Source organism: Massilia eburnea, assembly GCF_050709955.1.
Classification (GTDB): Bacteria; Pseudomonadota; Gammaproteobacteria; order Burkholderiales; family Burkholderiaceae_D; genus Rugamonas; species Rugamonas eburnea_A.
In genome coordinates, this window is record NZ_JBNZFX010000012.1 from 125,032 (window position 1) to 146,432 (window position 21,401).

Annotated in this window: 21 protein-coding genes and 1 other RNA gene; 8 read left to right on the top strand and 14 right to left on the bottom strand. The window is 61.0% G+C overall.

The genetic code is table 11. The features are described 5' to 3' along the window. Positions 1 to 29 precede the first annotated feature (29 nt). From rfaE1 to gyrA, 13 genes are all read right to left on the bottom strand, one after another. Positions 30 to 956 carry a D-glycero-beta-D-manno-heptose-7-phosphate kinase gene (gene rfaE1, locus ACQ4MM_RS08610; protein WP_431476980.1) on the bottom strand — a complete coding sequence of 309 codons (927 nt, stop codon included), beginning with the start codon at positions 954 to 956 and terminating at the stop codon, positions 30 to 32. Position 957: 1 nt separating this feature from the next. Then, positions 958 to 2,133: a lipopolysaccharide assembly protein LapB gene (gene lapB, locus ACQ4MM_RS08615; protein ID WP_431476981.1), complete on the bottom strand. Its 1,176-nt coding sequence runs from the start codon at positions 2,131 to 2,133 to the stop codon at positions 958 to 960. 7 nt (positions 2,134 to 2,140) lie between these two features. Next, positions 2,141 to 2,446, bottom strand: coding sequence for a LapA family protein (locus ACQ4MM_RS08620; protein WP_431476982.1), 306 nt, complete (start codon positions 2,444 to 2,446; stop codon positions 2,141 to 2,143). A gap of 130 nt (positions 2,447 to 2,576) precedes the next feature. Beyond that, positions 2,577 to 2,882, bottom strand: a complete 306-nt coding sequence (locus ACQ4MM_RS08625) for an integration host factor subunit beta (RefSeq protein WP_057260302.1) — start codon at positions 2,880 to 2,882, stop codon at positions 2,577 to 2,579. A 16-nt stretch (positions 2,883 to 2,898) separates the two neighbouring features. Beyond that, positions 2,899 to 4,575 carry a 30S ribosomal protein S1 gene (rpsA, locus tag ACQ4MM_RS08630; RefSeq protein ID WP_055937096.1) on the bottom strand — a complete coding sequence of 559 codons (1,677 nt, stop codon included), beginning with the start codon at positions 4,573 to 4,575 and terminating at the stop codon, positions 2,899 to 2,901. A 77-nt stretch (positions 4,576 to 4,652) separates the two neighbouring features. Then, on the bottom strand, positions 4,653 to 5,321 hold the full coding sequence (gene cmk / locus ACQ4MM_RS08635; RefSeq protein ID WP_431476983.1) for a (d)CMP kinase: 669 nt from the start codon (positions 5,319 to 5,321) through the stop codon (positions 4,653 to 4,655). Between the two features lie 121 nt (positions 5,322 to 5,442). Then, entirely contained in the window at positions 5,443 to 6,774 is a 1,332-nt protein-coding gene (gene aroA, locus ACQ4MM_RS08640) for a 3-phosphoshikimate 1-carboxyvinyltransferase (protein ID WP_431476984.1), read from the bottom strand. Between the two features lie 9 nt (positions 6,775 to 6,783). Then, positions 6,784 to 7,791 (bottom strand): prephenate dehydrogenase, encoded by a 1,008-nt coding sequence (locus tag ACQ4MM_RS08645; protein WP_431476985.1) that lies wholly within the window; start codon positions 7,789 to 7,791, stop codon positions 6,784 to 6,786. Beyond that, complete coding sequence (hisC, locus tag ACQ4MM_RS08650; RefSeq protein WP_431476986.1) at positions 7,784 to 8,902, bottom strand: histidinol-phosphate transaminase; 1,119 nt, start codon at positions 8,900 to 8,902, stop codon at positions 7,784 to 7,786. The genes ACQ4MM_RS08645 and hisC overlap by 8 nt, the downstream gene beginning before the upstream one ends. A gap of 21 nt (positions 8,903 to 8,923) precedes the next feature. Continuing rightward, entirely contained in the window at positions 8,924 to 9,997 is a 1,074-nt protein-coding gene (pheA, locus tag ACQ4MM_RS08655) for a prephenate dehydratase (RefSeq protein ID WP_431476987.1), read from the bottom strand. Then, the gene (gene serC / locus ACQ4MM_RS08660; protein WP_431476988.1) at positions 9,997 to 11,079 is read right to left on the bottom strand and encodes a 3-phosphoserine/phosphohydroxythreonine transaminase; all 1,083 of its coding nucleotides are present in this window, start codon (positions 11,077 to 11,079) and stop codon (positions 9,997 to 9,999) included. Before serC ends, pheA begins: the two co-directional genes overlap by 1 nt. Before the next feature lie 11 nt (positions 11,080 to 11,090). Continuing rightward, positions 11,091 to 11,597 carry a DUF2059 domain-containing protein gene (locus ACQ4MM_RS08665; RefSeq protein WP_431476989.1) on the bottom strand — a complete coding sequence of 169 codons (507 nt, stop codon included), beginning with the start codon at positions 11,595 to 11,597 and terminating at the stop codon, positions 11,091 to 11,093. Between the two features lie 215 nt (positions 11,598 to 11,812). After that, a complete protein-coding gene (gene gyrA / locus ACQ4MM_RS08670; protein ID WP_431476990.1) occupies positions 11,813 to 14,434 on the bottom strand; it encodes a DNA gyrase subunit A in 2,622 nt (873 codons plus the stop codon). A 263-nt stretch (positions 14,435 to 14,697) separates the two neighbouring features. Between gyrA and ompA the strand changes: the two genes are divergently transcribed. The 5 genes from ompA (at position 14,698) to ssrA (ending at position 18,474) form a co-directional block, all read left to right on the top strand. Continuing rightward, positions 14,698 to 15,420, top strand: a complete 723-nt coding sequence (ompA, locus tag ACQ4MM_RS08675; RefSeq protein WP_431476991.1) for an outer membrane protein OmpA — start codon at positions 14,698 to 14,700, stop codon at positions 15,418 to 15,420. A 157-nt stretch (positions 15,421 to 15,577) separates the two neighbouring features. Next, positions 15,578 to 16,273 carry a bifunctional 2-polyprenyl-6-hydroxyphenol methylase/3-demethylubiquinol 3-O-methyltransferase UbiG gene (gene ubiG, locus ACQ4MM_RS08680; RefSeq protein WP_090441420.1) on the top strand — a complete coding sequence of 232 codons (696 nt, stop codon included), beginning with the start codon at positions 15,578 to 15,580 and terminating at the stop codon, positions 16,271 to 16,273. Between the two features lie 46 nt (positions 16,274 to 16,319). Continuing rightward, positions 16,320 to 17,012 (top strand): HAD family hydrolase, encoded by a 693-nt coding sequence (locus tag ACQ4MM_RS08685; RefSeq protein ID WP_431476992.1) that lies wholly within the window; start codon positions 16,320 to 16,322, stop codon positions 17,010 to 17,012. A gap of 85 nt (positions 17,013 to 17,097) precedes the next feature. Then, a complete protein-coding gene (locus ACQ4MM_RS08690; RefSeq protein ID WP_431476993.1) occupies positions 17,098 to 18,072 on the top strand; it encodes a hypothetical protein in 975 nt (324 codons plus the stop codon). 41 nt (positions 18,073 to 18,113) lie between these two features. Beyond that, positions 18,114 to 18,474: a transfer-messenger RNA gene (gene ssrA / locus ACQ4MM_RS08695) on the top strand. Positions 18,475 to 18,613: 139 nt separating this feature from the next. Here ssrA and ACQ4MM_RS08700 read toward each other — a convergent pair. Beyond that, a complete protein-coding gene (locus ACQ4MM_RS08700) occupies positions 18,614 to 18,913 on the bottom strand; it encodes a hypothetical protein (protein WP_431476994.1) in 300 nt (99 codons plus the stop codon). A 147-nt stretch (positions 18,914 to 19,060) separates the two neighbouring features. Here ACQ4MM_RS08700 and tnpA point away from each other — a divergent pair, with 147 nt between their 5' ends. Genes tnpA through tnpC form a run of 3 tightly spaced genes read left to right on the top strand, consistent with a single transcriptional unit; the run spans position 19,061 to position 21,381 of the window. Then, positions 19,061 to 19,444 (top strand): IS66-like element accessory protein TnpA, encoded by a 384-nt coding sequence (gene tnpA, locus ACQ4MM_RS08705; RefSeq protein ID WP_431475436.1) that lies wholly within the window; start codon positions 19,061 to 19,063, stop codon positions 19,442 to 19,444. Continuing rightward, a complete protein-coding gene (gene tnpB, locus ACQ4MM_RS08710; RefSeq protein WP_055936366.1) occupies positions 19,441 to 19,788 on the top strand; it encodes an IS66 family insertion sequence element accessory protein TnpB in 348 nt (115 codons plus the stop codon). Before tnpA ends, tnpB begins: the two co-directional genes overlap by 4 nt. A 30-nt stretch (positions 19,789 to 19,818) precedes the next feature. After that, on the top strand, positions 19,819 to 21,381 hold the full coding sequence (gene tnpC, locus ACQ4MM_RS08715; protein ID WP_431475435.1) for an IS66 family transposase: 1,563 nt from the start codon (positions 19,819 to 19,821) through the stop codon (positions 21,379 to 21,381). Positions 21,382 to 21,401: the final 20 nt, after the last annotated feature.

The following is a 21,401-nucleotide window of genomic DNA, read 5'->3' on the forward strand; positions in this document are numbered from 1 at the left end:
TGTCCGATTGCCGGAGCTGACCCCGACTTTTAAGCAAATAGTTCGTCGCGGGTGACGGTGGCGGTGCCGAGCTTGCCGACCACGATGCCGCCGGCGCGGTTGGCAGTTTCGACCGCTTCTTGCCAGCCGGCGCCGGCGCCCAGCATGGCGGCCATGGTGGCGATCACGGTGTCGCCGGCGCCGGAGACGTCGAACACTTCGCGCGCGCTGGCCTGCACGTTGAAGATGCCTTCGTCGGTGAACAGGGTCATGCCCTCTTCCGAGCGGGTCAGCAGCAATGCGTCCAGCGAGAGTTCGGCGCGCAGGTTTTGCGCCTTGCTCACCAGTTGCTCTTCGCTGTTCCAGGTGCCGACGATACGCTTCAGTTCCGACTTGTTCGGGGTCAGTACGGTGGCGCCCTTGTATGGCGAGAAGTCGTCGCCTTTCGGGTCGACCATCACGATCTTGCCGGCCGCGCGTGCGGTGGCGATCATTTCAGCCACGTCGACCAGGCCGCCCTTGTTGTAGTCGGACAGCACGATCACGTCGTATTCCGGCAACAGCGTCTTGAACTGCACCAGCTTGTTGCGCAGCACGGCGTCGCTTGGCGGTTCTTCGAAGTCGATGCGCACCATCTGCTGCTGGCGGCCGATCACGCGCAGCTTGATGATGGTGGAAATCGCGCTGTCGTGTTTCAGGTAGCTGTGGATGCCGCCGCTTTGCAGCAGTTGCTCCACTTCCGCACCGGCTTCGTCGGCGCCGACGATGCCGAGCAGGCCGGCGTGCGCGCCCAGCGCCGCGGAATTGCGTGCGACGTTGGCGGCGCCGCCCAGCCGGGCTTCGCGGCGTTCGATGCGCACCACGGGTACCGGGGCTTCCGGCGAAATACGGCTGACGTCGCCGAACCAGTAACGGTCCAGCATGACGTCGCCTGCGACCAGGATGCGTACTTTGTCGAGTGCGGGCGCTTTGCTCATATCAGTTCATTACGTTGAGTTCTTCGGTGCGGCGCGGCGGGTAGGAATCCCAACGGCTGCATCCTGGGCAATGCCAGTAAAACTGGCGGGCTTTGAAGCCGCAGTGGCTGCACTGGTAGCGCGCCAGCTTTTGCGTGTAGCCGTGCACCAGGTTTTTTACCATCGACAGCTCCGACAGCACGGAGGCCGGCGCATCCATCATGCGCGCTTCCAGCAGCTTGTCGAGGCCGAGCAGGGTCGGCGTGCGGCGCAGTTCGTCGAGCACAACCTGCTTGGCGGTGTCCACGCCTTCCAGTTCGATGACGGCTTTGAACACCACTTCCAGCAAGTCGATCGAGGAGGCCTGTTCCAGGTAGGACTTCAGCAGGCTGACACCTTCCTGCGGGCGGCCGACCTTGCGGTAGCCGTCCATCAGGCGTGTTGCCACCAGGGCGGTGTGCGGCACGGATTGCTGCTCGACGCGGCGCCAGGTGAGCAGCGCGGCTTCGGTGTCGCCTTTTGCCAGCTGCGCGTCGCCGCACAAGATGGTGGCACGCACGCTCGAACGGTCGGCTTGCAGCGCTTGTTCCAGCAGGCTTTCCGCTTCTTCGGGCTTCATGTGCACCAGCGCGTCCTGCGCCAGTTCACAGTAGAACTGCGAGATTTCTTTCTGGCGCGAGCCGGCGCCGGCTTCCTGCAGCGCCAGCGCGGCTTCGATGGCGCGCTTCCATTCCTTTTCGCGCTGGTAGATTTCCAGCAGCGCCTTGCGGCCCTGCACGGCGTAGGTGGTGTCGAGCAGGCGGGTGTAGGTTTCCTCCGCGCGGTCCAGCAGGCCGGCCTTCAGGTAATCCTGGCCCAGCTCATATTCCGCCTGGGCGCGCTGTTCGGTCGGCAGGTCGGGACGCGACAAGAGGTTCTGGTGCACGCGGATGGCGCGCTCCGTCTCGCCGCGGCGGCGGAACAGGTTGCCCAGTGCGAAGTGCATGTCGGCGGTTTCGGGATCGAGCTTGACGATCTCGATGAAGGAGTCGATGGCCTTGTCCGGCTGGTCGTTCAGCAGATGGTTCAGGCCACGGAAATAGCCGCGCGGCAGGGTGCGCGATTCGGATACCACGGCGCGGATATCGACGCGAGCGGCGATCCAGCCGAGGGCAAACATAGCTGGGATGCCCAGCAGCCACCAGAGTTCAAAATCCATATTTCTCTTATTGCTGGGTGTTGATGCTGTCCGGCAGCGGGCGCTCGTTCACTTGCATGGCCGCGCTCTGCAGGGATTGGATGGTGGATTTCTGCTTGTTCGATTCGCGGCGTTGGCGGAACAAGGTAGGAGTCAGCGCCAGGATGCACAGGGCGGCGCCGGCCACGAAGAAGGCCAGCAGCATCAGCACCAGTGGTCCGCGCAGCTCGTAATTCAGGAACAGGTGCAGGTCGACTTCCTGCGAATTTTTCAGGGCAAAACCAAAGAACAGGACAAACAGGACAACGCCGAAGGCGGTGGAAATAAATTTCATTCTCGGTTCCTATCTTTAAAACCGGTAAACCAGTGTCTGACCCTCGGGGTCAGACACTGGTTTACCGGTTCTAAACAACAAAAAAAGGGGCAGGCAAATGCCCGCCCCTTCATTCTACTGTGCCAGAGACTCAGTCCTCAATGATCGGTTGCCCGACCATCGCATCGACCCGCTCGCGCAGCTGCTTGCCAGGCTTGAAGTGCGGCACCCGTTTTTCAGGCACCATCACTTTGTCGCCGGACTTGGGATTGCGTCCAATGCGTGGCGGCCGCGAATTCAGGGCAAAGCTGCCAAAACCACGGATCTCGATGCGCTGGCCTTCGGCCAAGGCGTTGGTCATCGCATCGAGAATGGTCTTGACGGCGTACTCCGCATCTTTGGCCACCAGCTGAGAGTAACGCTCAGCCAGGCGGTTGATCAATTCGGACTTAGTCATCTAAGTACTCGGTAGATTAGTTCTTGTTGTCGAACTTGGCTTTCAGCAGTGCGCCCAGGCTGGTGGTGCCGGAAGCGGCGCTGGAGTCAGCGGCCATCTTCGACATCACTTCAGCGGTGTCAGCACTGTCTTTAGCTTTGATCGACAGCTGGATCGAACGTGCCTTGCGATCGATGTTGATCACCAGGGCTTCCACGGAATCACCAACCTTCAGGTGGGTGCCGGCATCTTCCACGCGGTCGCGGGAGATTTCGGAAGCGCGCAGGTAGCCTTCAACTTCTTCGGACAGCTGGATCACGGCGCCTTTTGGCTCAACCGACTTAACGGTACCGGTAACCAGGGAGCCCTTGTCGTTCATGGCTGCGTAGTTGTTGAATGGATCGCCTTCCAGTTGCTTAACGCCCAGGGAAACGCGCTCACGCTCAACGTCGATTGCCAGAACCACGGCTTCCAGTTCGTCACCTTTCTTGAACTTGCGCACGGCTTCTTCGCCGGACTCGGTCCAGGACAGGTCGGACAGGTGCACCAGGCCGTCGATGTTGCCTGGCAGGCCGATGAACACGCCGAAGTCGGTGATCGACTTGATCGCGCCCTTGACCTTATCGCCCTTCTTGTGGGTCACGCCGAAGTCGTCCCAAGGGTTTGCCTTGCACTGCTTCATGCCCAGCGAGATACGACGACGCTCTTCGTCGATTTCCAGGACCATGACTTCAACTTCGTCGCCCAGTTGAACGACTTTGTTAGGAGCCACGTTCTTGTTGGTCCAGTCCATTTCGGACACGTGAACCAGGCCTTCGATGCCTTGTTCAACTTCAACGAACGCACCGTAGTCGGTCAGGTTGGTGACTTTACCGAACAGGCGGGTGCTCTGTGGGTAACGACGGGACAGGCCGGTCCAAGGATCGTCGCCCAGTTGCTTCACGCCCAGGGACACACGGTTCTTCTCTTGATCGTACTTCAGGACCTTAGCGGTGATCTCTTGACCAACGGTCAGCACTTCCGATGGGTGACGCACACGACGCCATGCCAGGTCGGTGATGTGCAGCAGGCCGTCGATGCCGCCCAGGTCAACGAACGCACCGTAGTCGGTGATGTTCTTGACGACGCCGGTAACCACGGTGCCTTCTTTCAGGGTTTCCATCAGTTTCTGACGCTCTTCGCCCATCGAAGCTTCGATGACGGCGCGGCGGGACAGAACGACGTTGTTACGCTTGCGGTCCAGCTTGATAACCTTGAATTCGAGGGTCTTGCCTTCGAATGGGGTGGTGTCTTTAACAGGACGGGTGTCTACCAGGGAACCTGGCAGGAACGCACGGATGCCGTTGGTCAGAACGGTCAGGCCGCCCTTGACTTTGCCATTGACGGTACCAACGACGATCTCGCCGGATTCCATTGCTTTTTCCAGTGCCAGCCACGATGCCAGGCGCTTAGCCTTGTCACGGGACAGGATGGTATCGCCGAAACCATTTTCCAGCGATTCGATGGCCACGGAAACGAAGTCACCTACTTTGACTTCCAGTTCGCCTTGGTCATTCTTGAATTCTTCAACAGGGATGAAAGCTTCCGATTTCAGGCCGGCGTTGACGATCACAAAGTTGTGGTCCAGACGCACGACTTCAGCGGAAATCACTTCGCCGGAGCGCATGTCTTGACGTGACAGGGACTCTTCGAAGAGGGCTGCAAAACTTTCCATTTGTTATTTCCAGGTTAGCCAGTAAGACCCGCACGATGCGGCTTCAACTGGGTTGAGGGTTGAACAAGAACAGCTATTTATTTGTGGGTAGCGGCCCACCATTTCAACACCTGCTCGGTCGCTTCATCAGCGTTCATGGCAGACGTATCGAGGAGGAAAGCACCCTCTGCTGGCGCCAGCGGCGCAATGGCCCGGTTCATATCCCGGTCGTCGCGCGCTTTCAAATCCATCAGCAGGTCTTGCATACTAGCAGAAATTCCCTTTCCGATCAATTGCTTATAGCGGCGATCGGCGCGCGCTTCCACGGAGGCGGTCAAAAACACCTTGAGCGGGGCGTGCGGGAAGATCACCGAGCCCATGTCGCGGCCATCGGCGACCAGGCCAGGTGTCTTGCGGAAACTCAGTTGCAGGCCATACAAAGCCTGGCGCACGGCGGGCAGCGCGGCGATTTTCGATGCCGTATTGCCAACTTCCTCGACACGGATGGCGTCGGTGACGTTTTCTTGCGACAGGTAAATGGCGTCGCCGGCGAAATGGATGTTCAGGTGCTCGGCCAGCTTGGCCAGGGCGTGCTCGTCGTTCAGGTTGGTTTCGCGGCGCAGGGCCTGCAGCGCTGTCAGGCGGTACAGGGCGCCCGAATCGAGCAGGTGGAAGCCAAGCTTGTCCGCGACCTTGTGGGCCACGGTGCCCTTGCCGCTAGCGGTCGGGCCGTCGATGGTGATGACTGGGATGTTCGATGTTGGCATATGATTAATTTTCAAACCGGTAAACCCGGGTCAGACCCAAGGGTCTGACCCAGCCTGCGGCACCTGCGGTGGCGGGTCTGACCCTTGGGTCTGACCCAGAACTACCGGTTTTGATTAAAAGTTAAACGCTACCACGCTTCGCGATCGACGCGAACGCGGTGAAATACTCAGGGAAGGTCTTCGCGACGCATTTTGGATCATTGATGCGAACCTTGGCACCCTGGCGGATAAAGCCATCCAACGAGGCCAGCGAGAAGCACATCGCCATGCGGTGGTCGTCGTAGGTATCGATGGCGGCCGGCAGCAGTACCGCGGGCGGGGTGACCGACAGCCAGTCCGCGCCCTCTTCCACCTTCGCCCCCAGCTTGCGCAGTTCGGTCGCCATGGCCGACAGGCGATCGGTTTCCTTCACGCGCCAGGAGGCAATATTGCGCAGGGTGGTGGTGCCTTCGGCGTACAGCGCGGCCACGGCGATGGTCATCGCCGCATCCGGAATATGGTTGAAGTCCATATCGACCGCCTTCAGCGGCCCGCTCGCGCTGGCTTCAATCCAGTTATCGCCCATGACGATGGTCGCACCCATCTGCTCCAGCGCCTGCGCAAAGCGCACGTCGCCCTGGATCGAGTTGTTGCCCACGCCCTGCACGCGCACCGGGCCGCGGCCAATCGCGCCGGCAGCCAGGAAGTAGGATGCGCTGGAGGCATCGCCTTCCACGTGGATGGTGCCCGGGCTCTGATAGACCTGGCCAGCGGGAATGGTGAACGACGACCAGCCGTCCTGCTCCACCACGCCGCCGAAGCGGCGGATCAGGTTCAGGGTGATTTCGATGTAAGGCTTGGAAATCAGTTCGCCTTCAACGTCGATGGTCACCGCGTGTTCGCGCGCCATCAGCGGGGCGACCATCAGCAATGCGGTCAGGAACTGGCTCGACACATCGCCGCGCACCGACAGGCGCTGCGACTTGAACTCGCCACTGCGGATGTGCAGCGGCGGGTAGCCCTTGTTCATCGTGTATTCGATGTCGGCTCCGGCGGCGTTCAGCGCGTCGACCAGGTCGCCGATCGGACGCTCGTGCATGCGCGGCACGCCGTGCACCTTGTAGTCGCCGCCAATCACGGCCAGCGCCGCGGTCAGCGGGCGAATCGCGGTGCCGGCGTTACCCATGAACAGGTCGGCGCTGCGCAGCGGCCAGCTGCCTTTGACGCCCTGCACCACGTGCACGGTGCTCTCACCTTCGCGGTGTTCGGTCCACTCGACGCCGAGCGAGCGCAATGCGGCCAGCATCACGGCGGTATCGTCGGATGCCAGCAGGTCGATCACGCGGGTTTCCCCTTCTGCCAATGCGGCGAGCAGAAGGATGCGGTTGGAGATGGATTTCGAACCTGGCAGGCGCACCGTGCCCGCGGCACGGGCGACCGGCAGCAGGTCGAGGTAATGCGGATAATCAGTCATGCGTGGTCCTTATTCTGCCGCTGCGTCTTTCGGCTGCGGCGGCTCTGCCGCCTCGATGGTCTCGATCCATTGCCGGCGCGCGCGCTGCGCGTTGACGTAGGTGGCTTCGAGGGCGGCGGCGTCGCCAGCGGCGAGGCTGGCGCGCAAGCGGGTTAATTGTGCCAGATATGCATCCAGCTCAGTCAGGAGGGCGGCCTGGTTGGCGAGGCTGATGTCGCGCCACATTTCAGGCGAGCTGCCGGCGATGCGGGTGAAGTCGCGGAAACCGCTGGCAGCATATTGGAACAGCAAATCCGAGTGGGGCTTGCGCTCGATGTCGTCTACCAGCGCGTAGGCCAGCAGATGGGGAAGATGGCTGACGGCGGCGAACACTTTGTCGTGTTCTTCCGGGGTCAGGGTGTGGATGATGGCGCCGCAGGCTTTCCAGGCTGCTGCAACGCGCTCCACGGCGGCCGGGTCGTTCTCGGCCAGTGGCGTGAGGACGGTTTTTTTGCCTTGGTACAGGTCGACGATGGCGGCGTCGGGGCCATTGGTTTCGCGGCCTGCGATGGGGTGGCCGGGGACGAACTGATTGACTTTGTCGCCCATGACGGCACGGGCGGCGGCGACCACGTCGGATTTGGTGCTGCCGGCGTCGGTGACGATGGTGCTGGCGTCAAGGTGCGGCAGGATTGCGGTCAGGATGCGGGCTGTCTGCGCGACCGGCGCGGCCAGCAGGATCAGGTCGGCGCCGGCGATTGCTTCGCCAAAACCGGTGAAACTGGGTCCGACCCAAGGGTCGGACCCGCCTGCGTCGAATCCGCTGACTGCGGAACTTGCGGGTCTGACCCTTGGGTCAGACACCGGTTTACCGGTTTGGGCGGCCGAGTCGATGATACCCAGCTCGAGCGCCCGCGACAGGAACGCTTCCGAACGATCGACGCCAACGACATGCTGAACAGCGCCAGCCTGCTTCAGCGCCCGTGCAAACGAGCCGCCGATCAGGCCGACGCCAAAGATGACAACCTTGTTAAGCACGGTCCTCCGCCAGCGCCTTGCGCAGCGCAGTAATCAGCACCGCATTCTCTTGCGGCAGGCCGATGGAAATACGCAGCCACTGCGGCAAGCCGTAATTGCCAACCGGACGCACGATCACGCCCTGCTTCAGCAGCGCCAGGTTGATGCGCGCGCCAGCCGCGTCATCCGAACCCACGCGCACCAGCACGAAGTTGCCGTACGAAGGCACAAACTCCAGCCCCATATCCTTGAACGCTTCCACGAACTGCTCGTAGCCCGCGGTATTGTTGGCCGCCGACTTGTCCAGGAATGCCTTGTCGTTCAGCGCAGCGATCGCAGCGGCCTGCGCCAGCGAGTTGACGTTGAACGGCTGGCGGATGCGGTTCATCAGGTCGGTCACGTCCGGCTGCGCCAGCGCGAAGCCCACGCGCAGGCCGGCCAGGCCATATGCCTTGGAGAAGGTGCGCGACACCAGCAGGTTCGGGTACTTCTTGACCCAGGCAGCGGACTCGTACTGGTCTTCCTTCTTCAGGAATTCGTTGTAAGCCTCGTCCAGCACCACAACGACGTTCGCAGGCACCTTCTGCAGGAAAGCCTCGATCTCGGCGCCGGTCACGAAAGTGCCGGTCGGGTTGTTCGGGTTGGCGATGAATACCAGCTTGGTATCCGCTTCAATCGCGGCAGCCATTGCGTCCAGGTCGTGGCCGTGGTTCTTGGCCGGGACCACGATGTGGCGCGCGCCGATGCCCTGGGTCGCCAGTGCGTACACGGCGAACGAGTACTGCGAGTACACCACGGACTGGCCGCGCTCGACGAAAGCGTGCGCAGCGATTTCCAGGATGTCGTTGGAGCCATTGCCGAGGGTGATCCAATCCATCGGCACGTCGTAGCGCTTGGACAGCGCCATCTTCAACTCGAAGGCATTGGCATCCGGGTAGCGGCCCAGTTCCGCAGCAGCAGCGGCCATGGCTTTCTGCGCCGATTCCGGCACACCGAACGGGTTCTCGTTCGATGCCAGTTTGACGATCGATTCTTCTTTCAAGCCGAATTCACGCGCCACTTCGGAGATTGGCTTGCCAGCCTGGTAAGGAGCGATTGCACGAACGTATTCAGGGCCGTAATTCTTGGACATGGATCTAATCTCTTTTAAAGGTCAGGTGAGGCTGGTCGGGTAAGAGCCCAGCACTTTGAAGAAGGCAGCATTGTCCTTGAGTTCAGCCAATGCCTTTGTCACGGACGGGTCTTGCACGTGCCCTTCTACGTCTACATAGAAATAGTATTCCCAGGTGCCGATGCGGGCCGGGCGCGATTCGAAACGCGTCATCGACACGCCATTCTTGGCCAGGGGCGCCAGCAGCTGGTACACAGCGCCAGCCTTGTTCGGCACCGCCAGGATCACCGAGGTGTGGTCGCGGCCGGACGGATTGGTGTGCAGGCTGCCGATCACCACGAAACGGGTACGGTTGTGCGGGTCGTCCTGGATGTGGGCATTGACCACGCCCAGGCCATATTGCGCTCCGGCGTGCTCGCTGGCGATCGCGGCGATGGTCGGGTCGTCGCCGGCCATGCGTGCCGCCTCGGCGTTCGAGGCCACGGCGCGGCGCTCGATATGCGGGTAATTCTGGTTCAGCCACACCTGGCATTGGGCTAGCGCTTGCGAATGGGCGCAGATCACCTGCACGCCTTCCATGACGCCGGTCCTGGTCATCAGGCTGTGGTGAACGGCAATCGCAATCTCGCCCGAGATCAGGCATGGCGTGGCCAGCATCAGGTCCAGCGTCCGGTTCACCGCACCTTCGGAGGAATTCTCGACCGGCACCACGCCGAAATCGGCGGTGCCGGCTTCAGTGGCGCGGAACACCTCGTCGATGGAGACGCAAGGAATGCCATCCACGGCAGTGCCGAACTGGGCGTACACCGCCTGCTCGCTGAAGGTGCCGGCCGGGCCAAGGTAGGCCACGGTCACGCGGCGCTCGAGCGCGCGGCAGGCCGACATGATTTCGCGGAAGATGGTTTGCACTTCGCGTGCGCCCAGCGGGCCCGGATTGCGGTCGGCCACGCCGCGCAGCACCTGGGCTTCGCGCTCGGGACGGAACACGGGCGCATTGGTTTCGGCCTTGACGTGCCCTACTTCCTGCGCCACTTTGGCGCGGTCGTTCAGCAACGCCAGTATCTGCGCGTCGATCGAATCGATCTTCTCGCGCAAGGGTTTCAGTTTATCGCTCATTATCTGCCTGCAAATTCGTTGAGGTAGTCGACCAGCGCTTGCACGCCCTCGATCGGCATCGCGTTATAGATCGATGCCCGCATACCACCGACGGACTTGTGGCCCTTCAGCTGCAATAGCCCGCGCGCTTTCGCACCGGCCAGGAATGCTTCATTTTTCGATTCGTCGCGCAGGTAGAACGGGATGTTCATGCGCGAACGGTAATCTTTTGCGACGCGATTCTGGTAGAAGTCGTCGGCGTCGAGCGCCTGGTACAGCAGCTCGGCTTTCTCAATATTGCGCTTTTCCATGGCGGCGACGCCGCCCTGCTTCTTCAGCCACTGGAACACCAGGCCGGCCACATAGATGCCGTAGGTCGGTGGCGTGTTGTACATCGATTCGTTGTCCGCCACGTTCTTGAAATCGAAGGCGGACGGGCAGAATGGCTGCGCCTTGCCGATCAGGTCATCGCGCACGATGACCACGGTGACGCCGGCCGGGCCGATGTTCTTTTGCGCGCCGCCGAAGATGACGCCGTATTTGCTGACGTCCACTGGGCGCGACAGGATATGGGACGACATGTCGGCCACGATATCGGTCTCGCCCTGCGCGGTCGGCACGAAGTTGAACTCGACGCCGTCAATCGTCTCGTTGGTGCAGATGTGCAGGTAGGACGCGCCCGGGGTCAGCTTCCAGTCCTTTTGATCCGGCACGCGGTCGAAACCGGTGGCCTGCGACGAAGCGGCCACGTTGACGCGGGCGTAGCGCGCGGCTTCCTTGATCGACTTGCTGGACCAGGAACCGGTCTGCACGAAATCGATGGTGCTGTCGGCGCCGCCGCACAGGTTCATCGGCAGCACGGCGTTTTGCGACAGGCCGCCACCCTGCATGAACAGGATCTTGTAGTTGTCCGGCACGGCCAGCAGCTCACGCAGGTCGCGCTCGGCGGCCTTGTAGATCGAAATGAATTCCGGACCGCGGTGGCTCATCTCCATGACGGACATCCCGCTGCCCTGCCAGTCCAGCATTTCAGCGGCCGCCTGTTGCAGCACTTCCTTAGGCAGCACGGCCGGGCCGGCGGAGAAATTGTAGATGTTCGCCACTTCGAGACTCCTTACTTCGTTTGTTCGACAATGCGCTTGGCGCGCTCCTGCATCAGCTTTTGTGCGGCCTGGGCGCTTTCGCCCATCAGCACAGGCATGACCTCGAGCGACTTTTTGCCGGTCGGGCTGCGGTAGAAGGCGGTCAGCGCCTTGACGTCGTCCTGCGTGAAATGGCGGGCGTACAGCGGCACCACCTGGTTGTACAGCTCATCGACCATTTTCGGATCGTTCAAATCCTTTTGCAGGGCAGTGGTGATGACCGGCATGCGGCGCTCCACGTTCGCCATTTCGGCCTTGCGCTGTTCGTCGTTGAGCTTTGGATTATTGCGCACCACCGCTTCCGCGCGCATGCGCAGGATTTGCGGCAGCGCCTTTGCCAGGTTCTGCAGCGAGGCGGCCATATTGGCGCGCGCACCGGTGGTGTCCATCAGCTCACGGATGGACGCCTCGCTCGGCGGAGCTGCGTGGGCGGCTGCGGCGAAGGCGAATACTGCGGCGGCGAAGGCGATCTTCTTCATGCTTGCTCCTTGGTTTTTACGGAACTGCTCCATTGCTTTCTGAATGCGCTGCGGCTGGCGCCAGTCAGCAGCAAACGCCCCCTGGGGCCAGTGCCAAGGAAGCGCTCAAGGCTGCGACGCTTTTCTTCATTGTTTATTCGTTTTTCGAATATGGTCGTTGCAAAAACTAACGGGCCCGGCCTGATCACTCAGACGGGGCCCGTTGCGGGTCAGCCTTATTCGGCTGCTTCGCCGTTTTCGGCTTCTGCTTCGGGCTCGTCCACGTCCGCCTCGAGGATTCGCTGCAAGCCCGAGAGCTTGGTGCCGTCCTCCACCGCAATCAGGGTCACACCCTGCGTAGCGCGGCCCATCTCGCGGATCTCCGACACGCGGGTGCGGATCAGCACACCGCCAGTGGTGATCAGCATGATCTCGTCGCTCGCGCTGACCAGGGTCGCCGCCACCACCTTGCCGTTACGCTCGGAAGTCTGGATCGCGATCATGCCCTTGGTGCCGCGGCCATGACGGGTGTACTCGGTGATCGGAGTACGCTTGCCGAAGCCATTCTCGGTTGCGGTCAGCACCGACTGCTGCTCGTTCTCAGCCACCAGCAGCGCGATGACGTTCTGGCCTTCTTCCAGGTTCATGCCGCGCACACCGCGCGCGGTACGGCCCATCGGACGCACATCGTTCTCGTCGAAGCGCACTGCCTTGCCGGAATCGGAGAACAGCATCACGTCGTGCTTGCCGTCGGTCAGCGCAGCACCGATCAGGAAGTCGCCCTCGTCCAGGTCGACCGCGATAATGCCGGCCTTGCGTGGGTTGCTGAAGTCCTTCAGCGGGGTCTTCTTCACAGTACCCAGGCTGGTCGACATGAAGACGTAGTGGTCTTCCGGGAAGGTGCGGTTGACGCCGGACAGCGGCAGTACCACGGTGATCTTCTCGTTGTCCTGCAGCGGGAACATGTTCACGATCGGCTTGCCGCGCGACGTACGCGAGCCTTGCGGCACTTCCCATACCTTCAGCCAGTACATGCGGCCGCGGTTGGAGAAGCACAGGATGTAATCGTGGGTGTTGGCGATGAACAGCTGGTCGATCCAGTCTTCATCCTTGGTCGCAGCTGCCTGCTTGCCGCGGCCGCCGCGCTTCTGGGCACGGTATTCGGACAGCGGCTGGGCCTTCATATAGCCCATGTGCGACAGGGTCACCACCATGTCCTGCGGCGTGATCAGGTCTTCGGTTTCGAGGTCGGTCGCGTTGTTCTCGATATTCGAACGGCGCGGATCCTTGTCGCCGAACTCCAGCATCGACGCATTCAGTTCGTCGGTGATGATCGCGGTCACGCGGGCTGGCTTGGACAAGATGTCCAGCAAGTCGGCGATCAGGGACATCACGTCCTTGTACTCGTTGACGATCTTGTCCTGCTCCAGGCCGGTCAGGCGCTGCAGGCGCATTTGCAGGATTTCGCCTGCCTGCTCGTCGGACAACTTGTACAGGCCATCAGGCTGCAAGCCGTAATGCTTCGGCAGGTGTTCAGGACGGAACGCTTCGATCCCGCCCTGGCCTTCTTCACCGGTGCGCTTCAGCATTTCGCGCACGATGGACGAATCCCAGCCGCGCGCCATCAATTCCTGTTTCGCGATCGGCGGCGTCGGCGCGGCCTTGATAATGGCAATGAAATCGTCGATGTTAGCCAGTGCAACCGCCAGGCCTTCCAGCACGTGGCCGCGTTCGCGCGCCTTGCGCAGTTCGTACACGGTACGGCGGGTAACGACTTCGCGGCGGTGCGACAGGAAGGTGGCCAGCAGGTCCTTCAGGTTCATCAGCTTCGGCTGGCCGTCCACCAGGGCGACCATATTCATGCCGAAGGTGTCCTGCAACTGGGTCTGCTTGTACAGGTTGTTCAGCACCACTTCCGGCACTTCACCGCGCTTCAGCTCGATCACTACGCGCATGCCCGACTTGTCGGACTCGTCGCGGATGTCGGAAATACCTTCCAGCTTCTTGTCGCGCACGTTTTCGGCGATGCGCTCCAGCAGGGATTTCTTGTTGACCTGGTATGGCAGTTCGTCCACGATGATCGCGGTACGGCCACCTTCCTTGCCGTATTCCTCGAAGTGGGTCTTGGCGCGCATCACCACGCGGCCACGGCCGGTACGGTAACCATCGCGCACGCCGGACACGCCATAAATGGTGCCGCCGGTCGGGAAGTCCGGTGCCGGGATGATTTCGATCAGTTCGTCGATCGAGCAATCCGGGTTATTCAGCACGTGCAGCGCGCCGTTGATCACTTCCGTCAGGTTGTGCGGCGGGATGTTGGTGGCCATACCCACTGCGATACCGGACGAACCGTTGATCAGCAGGTTAGGAATCTTGGTCGGCAGGACGGTCGGCTCTTTCTCCTTGCCGTCGTAGTTGGGCGCGAAATCGACGGTTTCCTTGTCGATGTCGGCCAGCAGTTCTGCCGAAATCTTGTCCAGGCGGCACTCGGTATAACGCATCGCCGCGGCATTGTCGCCGTCGATGGAACCGAAGTTGCCCTGGCCGTCGACCAGCATGTAGCGCAGCGAGAAGTCCTGCGCCATACGCACCAGCGTGTCGTAAATCGACGCGTCGCCGTGCGGGTGGTACTTACCCATGACTTCACCCACGACGCGGGCGCATTTCACGTAAGGACGGTTCCACACGTTGTTCAGTTCGTGCATCCCGAAAAGTACGCGGCGATGCACAGGCTTCAGGCCGTCGCGAGCGTCGGGCAAGGCTCGGCCTACGATTACGCTCATGGCGTAATCGAGGTAGCTCTTGCGCATCTCTTCTTCGAGGGAAATTGGGATTGTTTCTTTTGCGAATTGATCCATTGGCGGGTCGATCTAGTGTCTAGGCGTACAAGCCTGCGATTTTAGCATGGCGCCAAGGCTGCCGGACGAAAGTCATCGAGTTGACACAAATGCACCGTACCATGCCCCTTACGTTGCAACAAAACAACATTTTGGTCAAATGCGCGAAACTGGCCTTTTCCTCTAGTTTTGATGCAGTTTTGCGAAATATGGCAAAATGGTCGAGAAACTAATGAAATACCTAGTTTTATTAGCTTTACCCCCCGATTAAGGAAAAGACCAATATGAAGAAAATCCTCGCCACCGTGTTTGCTGCGTCTTCCGTTCTGGCCGGCCCTGTGCTAGCACAAGACAAGCCAACCGCTCCTCCGTTCGCACCAGTAACCCAGGACATCAAGGCCGCGACGCCTAAGAGCGCCTATGTGACGGATGCCCGTGGCGTCATCGCCCGCAATCCGTTCGGCCTGTGCTGGCGCACCGGCTACTGGACCCCAGCCGATGCAGTGCCAGGTTGCGACCTGCCGCTCTGCACCCCGCCGGAAGAGCTGAAGGATGGCAAATGCGTCCTGCCACCGCCACCGCCAGTAGCAGAGCAGCCGCCAGTCGCCGTACCGCCTGTCGCAACCCCAGTAGCGCCAGCCGCCGTTCCAACCGCGGAGAAAGTTTCCTTCGCAGCTGACGCCTTCTTCGACTACGACAAGGCCGTACTGAAGCCGGAAGCGAAAGAAAAGTTGGACGAAATGGCAACCAAGCTGGAAGGCATCAACCTGGAAGTGATCATCGGCGTCGGCCACACCGACTCGATGGGCACCGACCAATACAACGACAAGCTGTCGCTGCGCCGTGCTGAAGCCGTTAAAGCTTACCTGCTGAGCAAAGGCGTGGAAGCCAACCGCGTGTACACCGAAGGCAAGGGCGAGAAGCAGCCAGTAGCGGACAACAAGACCGCCGAAGGCCGCGCCCAGAACCGCCGCGTGGAAATCGAAGTTGTAGGCACCAAGAAGTAATTCCCGGCGCATCAGCGCAAGTACTGCCCCGCCCCGTGCGGGGCTTTTTTTTGTCCACCCTGGGGTCAGGAACCAAAGCGGACATTTTCCTTAATGCAGGAAATGTCCACTTGGGTTCCTGACCCCGAAGTGGACATTTTTCCAGTATCATCCCGGCATGAACGCCGACCCATTAGAACTGCAAAAATTCAGCGAACTGGCCCATCACTGGTGGGATCCCACTTCCGAATTCAAACCCCTGCACGAAATCAATCCACTGCGCCTGGAATGGATCAACGCCCGCGCCCCGCTGGCCGGGAAGAACGTGATCGATATCGGCTGCGGCGGGGGCATCCTGTCCGAATCCATGGCCCGCAAAGGCGCCAAGGTCACCGGCATCGACCTGTCCGAAAAGGCCCTGAAAGTGGCCGACCTGCATAGCCTGGAATCCGGCGTGCCGGTACGCTACAAGCTGATTGCCGCCGAAGAAATGGCAGCGCAGGAAGCCGGCCAGTACGACGTGGTCACCTGCATGGAAATGCTGGAACACGTTCCCGATCCAGGCGCCATCGTGCGCGCAGCAGCCACCCTGGTAAAACCAGGCGGCCATGTGTTTTTCTCAACCCTGAACCGTAACCCGAAGGCTTACCTGTTCGCGGTGATCGGTGCCGAATACTTGCTGCGCATGCTCCCCAAGGGCACGCACGATTATGAGAAATTCATCACCCCAGCCGAACTGTCGCAATATGTGCGCACTGCTGGCCTGCAAGTGGATGCCTTGAAGGGCATGGGCTACAATCCGCTCACCAAGGTCTACTCCCTGAACAACGACACCAGCGTTAATTACCTGGTGGCCTGCACCCGCCCTGAATAAAGCCAGGCGGCCTGCGCGCCGCCTGCTTCGAAAGCCCGTCCCCACCATGAGCCTGTTCCCAGCCCCGCGCGCCATCTTGTTTGACCTGGATGGCACCCTGGCCGACACCGCCCCCGACCTGGCCGCCGCCATCAACCTGCTGCGCACCGTGCGCGGGCTGGAGCCGACGCCGTATGAGGTGCTGCGGCCACAGGCATCGCACGGCGCGCGCGGCATGATCGGCGTGTCCTTCGGCCTGAAGCCGCAGGATGCAGGCTTTGAAGAACTGCGCGACGGCTTCTTCACCAATTACGAAGCTGCGATGGCCGTGCACAGCACGCTGTTCGACGGCGTGCATGAACTGCTGGCCGGCATCACCGAAGCCGGCCTGCGCTGGGGCATCGTCACCAACAAGCCAGCCCGCTTCACCGATCCGCTGGTGCCGCAAATCGGCCTGGCGCTGGCCAGCTGCGTGATTTCCGGCGACACCACGCCACACGCCAAGCCGCACCCTGCCCCGCTGCTGGAAGCCGCGACCCGGCTTGGCCTGGCGCCGGAAGAATGCTGGTACGTCGGCGACGACCTGCGCGACATCCAAGCAGGCCACGCCGCCGGCATGCGCACCGCGGCCTGCCAGTGGGGCTATTGCGGACCGGTCGAGCCGGCCAGCTGGGGCGCCGACCACTTGCTGGCTTCGCCAGCCGACCTGCTGGCCCTGATTCGCACAACCGTACCATCCCCGACACCGTTAGCAGCATAGAAACTGCGTTATAACTTGCCCAACAGCAATAAGTTTCTATACTATAGTCAGTAACGATTACAAGAAAAGGGCATCGGGAGACTTTATGGACGGGGACGAGAACATCGAGGCGGCGCTCCCACCACGCAGCAGCGCGCCGCAAGCCTGGGATGCCTCCGTTGCCGAGAGCCGCTTCTACTGGTACGACCTGCTGGTCAACGACCCGCTGGTGCCCGACTTCCGCGACCCGATCGGCCGCTACCAGCGCCGCATGCAGTTCGCGCTCGACGCGACCATGGAAAAGCAGCTGCTGTTCTTCGTCATTTCCCGCCCTCGCCTGCGCTTCGACATCAAGAAAGGCACCAGCTGGGGCTTCTTCGGCCTGAAGCTGAGCGTGCCGCTGCTGTCGGGCACCGACAACCGCAAGGAATCGATCACGCTGGAACTGGAAGTGCCGTTCGAAGCAACCTTCAAGAAGCCAATTGTCACCCTGCACGACAAGTACATCACGCTGAACTGGGGCGCGCTGACGGAATGCTATTCCGCGCACGACCTGCTGCAGAAATTCCCGAATGACCTGAAGTACGAAAGCAGCGTGCAGTTCGTCGGCATCACACGCGACCAGCAGTCCCGCCTGGCAAAGGGTCGGCTGCCAGCGGTCAACCGCATCATGGAAGAGAACGACGGCGCCTTCGACACCTTCCTGCTGGTCAAGCGCATGGATGTGAAAGTGGAGACCGCGGTGCAAGACCCGCTCGGCGAAGCCTCCGCCCGCTCGCACAGCGAAGTGATGGAAGGTGCGCTGATCCGCTACTTCGAAGGCGAAAAGCCCGCCCACCACGGCACCATCGAGAACAACAACCGGCGCGACCGCGTGGCAGGACTGGTCGAGACTTACCAGCTTGACAGGCTCACCGTCGACCTCGGCTTCAAGGAAGCCGACAGCTTCCACGACCTCAAGTCCGCCATCGTGCCGGTCTCGCGCCGCCATCTGGTCGAATTCACCTTCGGGCCCGGCGGCGAGATCCGCGCCAACCGCCTTGCAGATGACGCCCGCCCACTGGTTTCGCTCGAAGAGTGACGCAGCGTTAAAGATTCAGGTAGAATACAACTTCCATCTGTGGGGACGACCTGGTTTCGACGTGGGTTGCAAAGCAGAACAGGGCATACCGAGGGCTGGTTACCTCGTAAATACACCCAGAAACAAACTAACTGCAAACGATAACTCGTACGCACTGGCTGCTTAATCGCGCCTGCCCGACAACACCTCGCCCTTAGGGTGTGACCGCAAGGTCGTGTTGGGTCATTTATAAGGGATCGAACTACGAGGGTTCACTTCGAGTAGTTCTAAATCTAAGGTGAATCGCCTTTACGAAGCGTGCACGTCCGCGTCGTAGGGGTTAAATTAAATGGCAGTGCTAAGTATGTAGAACTGTCTGTAGAGTGCTTGCGGACGCGGGTTCGATTCCCGCCGTCTCCACCACTATTTCGTTTAAAATCATGAACTTATGATTTTAATGTTGTCATTAGTTGGAGTATTTTAGGGCTGTTTTGGCACTGGAATGCCAACATAATGACAACCTGAAGATGGCCGCGCCTCGCGGCTATTTTTTTTGAGTGATCTAGATAGAGGGCAAGTCACGACTCTGCAGCAGGGCTTCTGCCGTGTAGAGCAGCGGCTCAATTGGGCGCTCCGCTATTTTTTCCCTAAGTATGGCGGCCAATAGGCCGACGAAATCCGAAAATCGCAGAATTTCGGCCATCTGTTCTCTGCTGTAGCGAGGCCCTATGCCCTCCTTGCTTAACCATCGCGATAACTGACGATGATGCCCATGGGTATAGTCACTCAAAGTCCCATAATGGCGGCGTAGTGCTTCAAACATCTTCCCGAGCACATGGGTTTTTCGCAGGCGCTGCGCCATCGATTCAAATTTCGGTCTGGGTTGGTTCGGATCAAGCGCAGCAATCGCTTTAAATTCGTAAGCGTAAAGCCAGCACCGTCTGGACGGAGAAACCGCCCCCAGCCATGATCGAATTTTGGCACAGCAGTTGTGCCCACAAATTCAATTATGGACACAAATTTTCAACCAGTCATTGAACGCAGACCGCGTGGCAAGTACCGCCAGCATTCCCTGGAGTTCAAGCGAACGCTCGTGGAAATGGCCATGCAGCCCGGAGTTTCTGTAGCGCGCCTCGCGCGCGAGCACGGCGTCAATGCAAACCAGGTGTTTAGCTGGCGCAAGCTATACGAGGCAGGGCAGCTTGTAGGCGGCGCAGCGGCGCCGGGGAGTGAGTTGCTGCCAGTGGTGGTGACGACGCCGGCACAGCAGCCTGAGGCTGAACCTGCCCCTGCCGGAATCATCACGCTGGAAATTGGGCGTGTGCGGCTACGTATCGAAGGCCAGGCCAATGCCGCCACGTTGGCACAAGTGTTGGATCGCGTGCTGCGATGATCGGCCTGCCGGCAGGTACGAAAGTCTGGCTGGCCGCAGGCACCACCGACATGCGCAGCGGTTTCAATGGCCTGGCAGCGAAAGTGCAAACCGCGTTGGAAGAAGATCCGTTCAGTGGCCACGTGTTTGTATTCCGTGGCCGGCGCGGTGACTTAATCAAGCTGCTGTGGTGGACCGGCGACGGCTTATGCTTGCTGGCCAAGCGCCTGGAGCGTGGCCGCTTTATCTGGCCGCAGGCCAGTAGTGGCAGCGTGGCGCTGACACAAGCACAGTTGTCGATGCTGCTGGAAGGGATCGACTGGCGCCGACCAGAACGCACCTGGCGACCGCAATCGGCCTTGTAAACATGGCACGATTTGCGTAAACTTGGACGCATGCTCAACGCCGCCAATCTGCCCAACGATATCGAAGCGCTTAAAGCCATGCTGCTGGCGCGCGATGCAGCGTTGTTGGCGAGCGAAGCGAAGGTGGCACACCTGAGCGCCGAACTATCTACGCGCACCGCCGAAATCGAACATCTTAAGCTGGTGTTGGCGAAGCTGAAGCGCATGCAGTTCGGCCGCCGCTCGGAAAAGCTGGACCAGCAGATCGAGCAGCTGGAGCTGCAACTGGAAGACCTGGAAGCCGAAGCAGCGGTGGCCGAAGCATTGGCACCTGTGGAAGTGGCACCTCGCAAGAAGGCCGAACGCAAGCCTCTGCCAGCCCACTTGCCACGCGAGGAGCGAGTGCAGATGCCAGCCAGTGAAGCATGCCCGGACTGCGGCGGAAAATTGAAGGTACTGGGCGAAAGCGTGTCGGAGCAGCTGGAATATGTCCCGGCCAGCTTCCGTGTGATTCGCCATGTGCGCCCGAAGCTGGCCTGCGCCTGCTGCGATGCCATCGTACAGGCCCCGGCCGCCAGCCGCCCAATTGAGCGCGGTCTGGCCGGCCCCGGCCTGCTGGCGCATGTGCTGGTGGCCAAATTCGCCGACCACATTCCCTTGTACCGCCAAAGCACTATGTATGCGCGCGAAGGCGTGGAACTGGAGCGCGCCTTGCTTGCCAACTGGGTCGGCGCCGCCGGAGCGCTGCTGCGCCCACTGGTCGATGCGTTGCGCCGGCATGTGCTGGCGGCGACCAAGCTGCACGCCGACGACACGCCGCTGCCGGTACTGGCGCCAGGCAATGGCAAGACGCGCACGGCGCGCCTTTGGACCTATGTGCGCGACGACCGCGCCAGCGGCGACAGCACGCCGCCAGCGGTATGGTTTGCCTATACTCCCGACCGCAAAGGCGAGCACCCGCAAGCGCACTTGGCCAACTTCAGCGGCATCTTGCAGGCAGATGCGTATGCCGGCTTCAATGCCATCTACGAGACCGGCAAAGTGAGCGAAGCCGCATGCTGGGCTCATGCTCGCCGCAAATTCTACGACTTGCACGCAGCGCGGCCATCGGCCGTAACGACCGAAGCGCTACGCCGGATCGGCGAGCTATATGTCATCGAGGACAGCATACGCGGCAAACCGCCAGACGAGCGGTGCACTGCTCGCCAGCGATATGCCAGACCACTGCTCGACGACCTCGAACGATGGCTCCACGCCACGCTCGCTACTTTGTCGCGCAAGTCCGATACGGCGGCCGCCATTCTTTACTCGCTCAAACTCTGGCCGGCGCTGACACGCTACTGCGATGACGGCCGCATCGAGATCGACAACTCCGCCGCCGAGCGAGCCTTGCGCGGCGTGGCCCTGGGTCGTCGCAACTTCCTGTTTGCAGGTGCGGACAGTGGCGGCGAACGCGCTGCCGCCATGTATGGGCTGATCGGAACGGCCAAGCTTAACGGTGTCGACCCCGAGGCTTGGTTGCGCTACGTGCTGGCCCATATCGCCGACCATCCTGTGAATCGGGTGGACGACTTCCTGCCCTGGAACTGCGCCGACAAACTCCCCAGCGCTTGAACTCCGCTTCCCAGCGGTGT

Bases quoted from the DNA above. Each gene is read 5' to 3' on its own strand.
- ACQ4MM_RS08700 (WP_431476994.1), bottom strand. From the start codon at position 18,913: ATGGCGCAGCGCCTGCGAAAAACCCATGTGCTCGGGAAGATGTTTGAA.
- rpsA (WP_055937096.1), bottom strand. From the start codon at position 4,575: ATGGAAAGTTTTGCAGCCCTCTTCGAAGAGTCCCTGTCACGTCAAGAC.
- ubiG (WP_090441420.1), top strand. From the start codon at position 15,578: ATGAACGCCGACCCATTAGAACTGCAAAAATTCAGCGAACTGGCCCAT.
- tnpB (WP_055936366.1), top strand. From the start codon at position 19,441: ATGATCGGCCTGCCGGCAGGTACGAAAGTCTGGCTGGCCGCAGGCACC.
- rfaE1 (WP_431476980.1), bottom strand. From the start codon at position 956: ATGAGCAAAGCGCCCGCACTCGACAAAGTACGCATCCTGGTCGCAGGC.
- gyrA (WP_431476990.1), bottom strand. From the start codon at position 14,434: ATGGATCAATTCGCAAAAGAAACAATCCCAATTTCCCTCGAAGAAGAG.
- lapB (WP_431476981.1), bottom strand. From the start codon at position 2,133: ATGGATTTTGAACTCTGGTGGCTGCTGGGCATCCCAGCTATGTTTGCC.
- tnpC (WP_431475435.1), top strand. From the start codon at position 19,819: ATGCTCAACGCCGCCAATCTGCCCAACGATATCGAAGCGCTTAAAGCC.
- ACQ4MM_RS08685 (WP_431476992.1), top strand. From the start codon at position 16,320: ATGAGCCTGTTCCCAGCCCCGCGCGCCATCTTGTTTGACCTGGATGGC.
- ACQ4MM_RS08625 (WP_057260302.1), bottom strand. From the start codon at position 2,882: ATGACTAAGTCCGAATTGATCAACCGCCTGGCTGAGCGTTACTCTCAG.
- ACQ4MM_RS08665 (WP_431476989.1), bottom strand. From the start codon at position 11,597: ATGAAGAAGATCGCCTTCGCCGCCGCAGTATTCGCCTTCGCCGCAGCC.
- ACQ4MM_RS08690 (WP_431476993.1), top strand. From the start codon at position 17,098: ATGGACGGGGACGAGAACATCGAGGCGGCGCTCCCACCACGCAGCAGC.
- aroA (WP_431476984.1), bottom strand. From the start codon at position 6,774: ATGACTGATTATCCGCATTACCTCGACCTGCTGCCGGTCGCCCGTGCC.
- ompA (WP_431476991.1), top strand. From the start codon at position 14,698: ATGAAGAAAATCCTCGCCACCGTGTTTGCTGCGTCTTCCGTTCTGGCC.
- cmk (WP_431476983.1), bottom strand. From the start codon at position 5,321: ATGCCAACATCGAACATCCCAGTCATCACCATCGACGGCCCGACCGCT.
- tnpA (WP_431475436.1), top strand. From the start codon at position 19,061: ATGGACACAAATTTTCAACCAGTCATTGAACGCAGACCGCGTGGCAAG.
- hisC (WP_431476986.1), bottom strand. From the start codon at position 8,902: ATGTCCAAGAATTACGGCCCTGAATACGTTCGTGCAATCGCTCCTTAC.
- ACQ4MM_RS08620 (WP_431476982.1), bottom strand. From the start codon at position 2,446: ATGAAATTTATTTCCACCGCCTTCGGCGTTGTCCTGTTTGTCCTGTTC.
- pheA (WP_431476987.1), bottom strand. From the start codon at position 9,997: ATGAGCGATAAACTGAAACCCTTGCGCGAGAAGATCGATTCGATCGAC.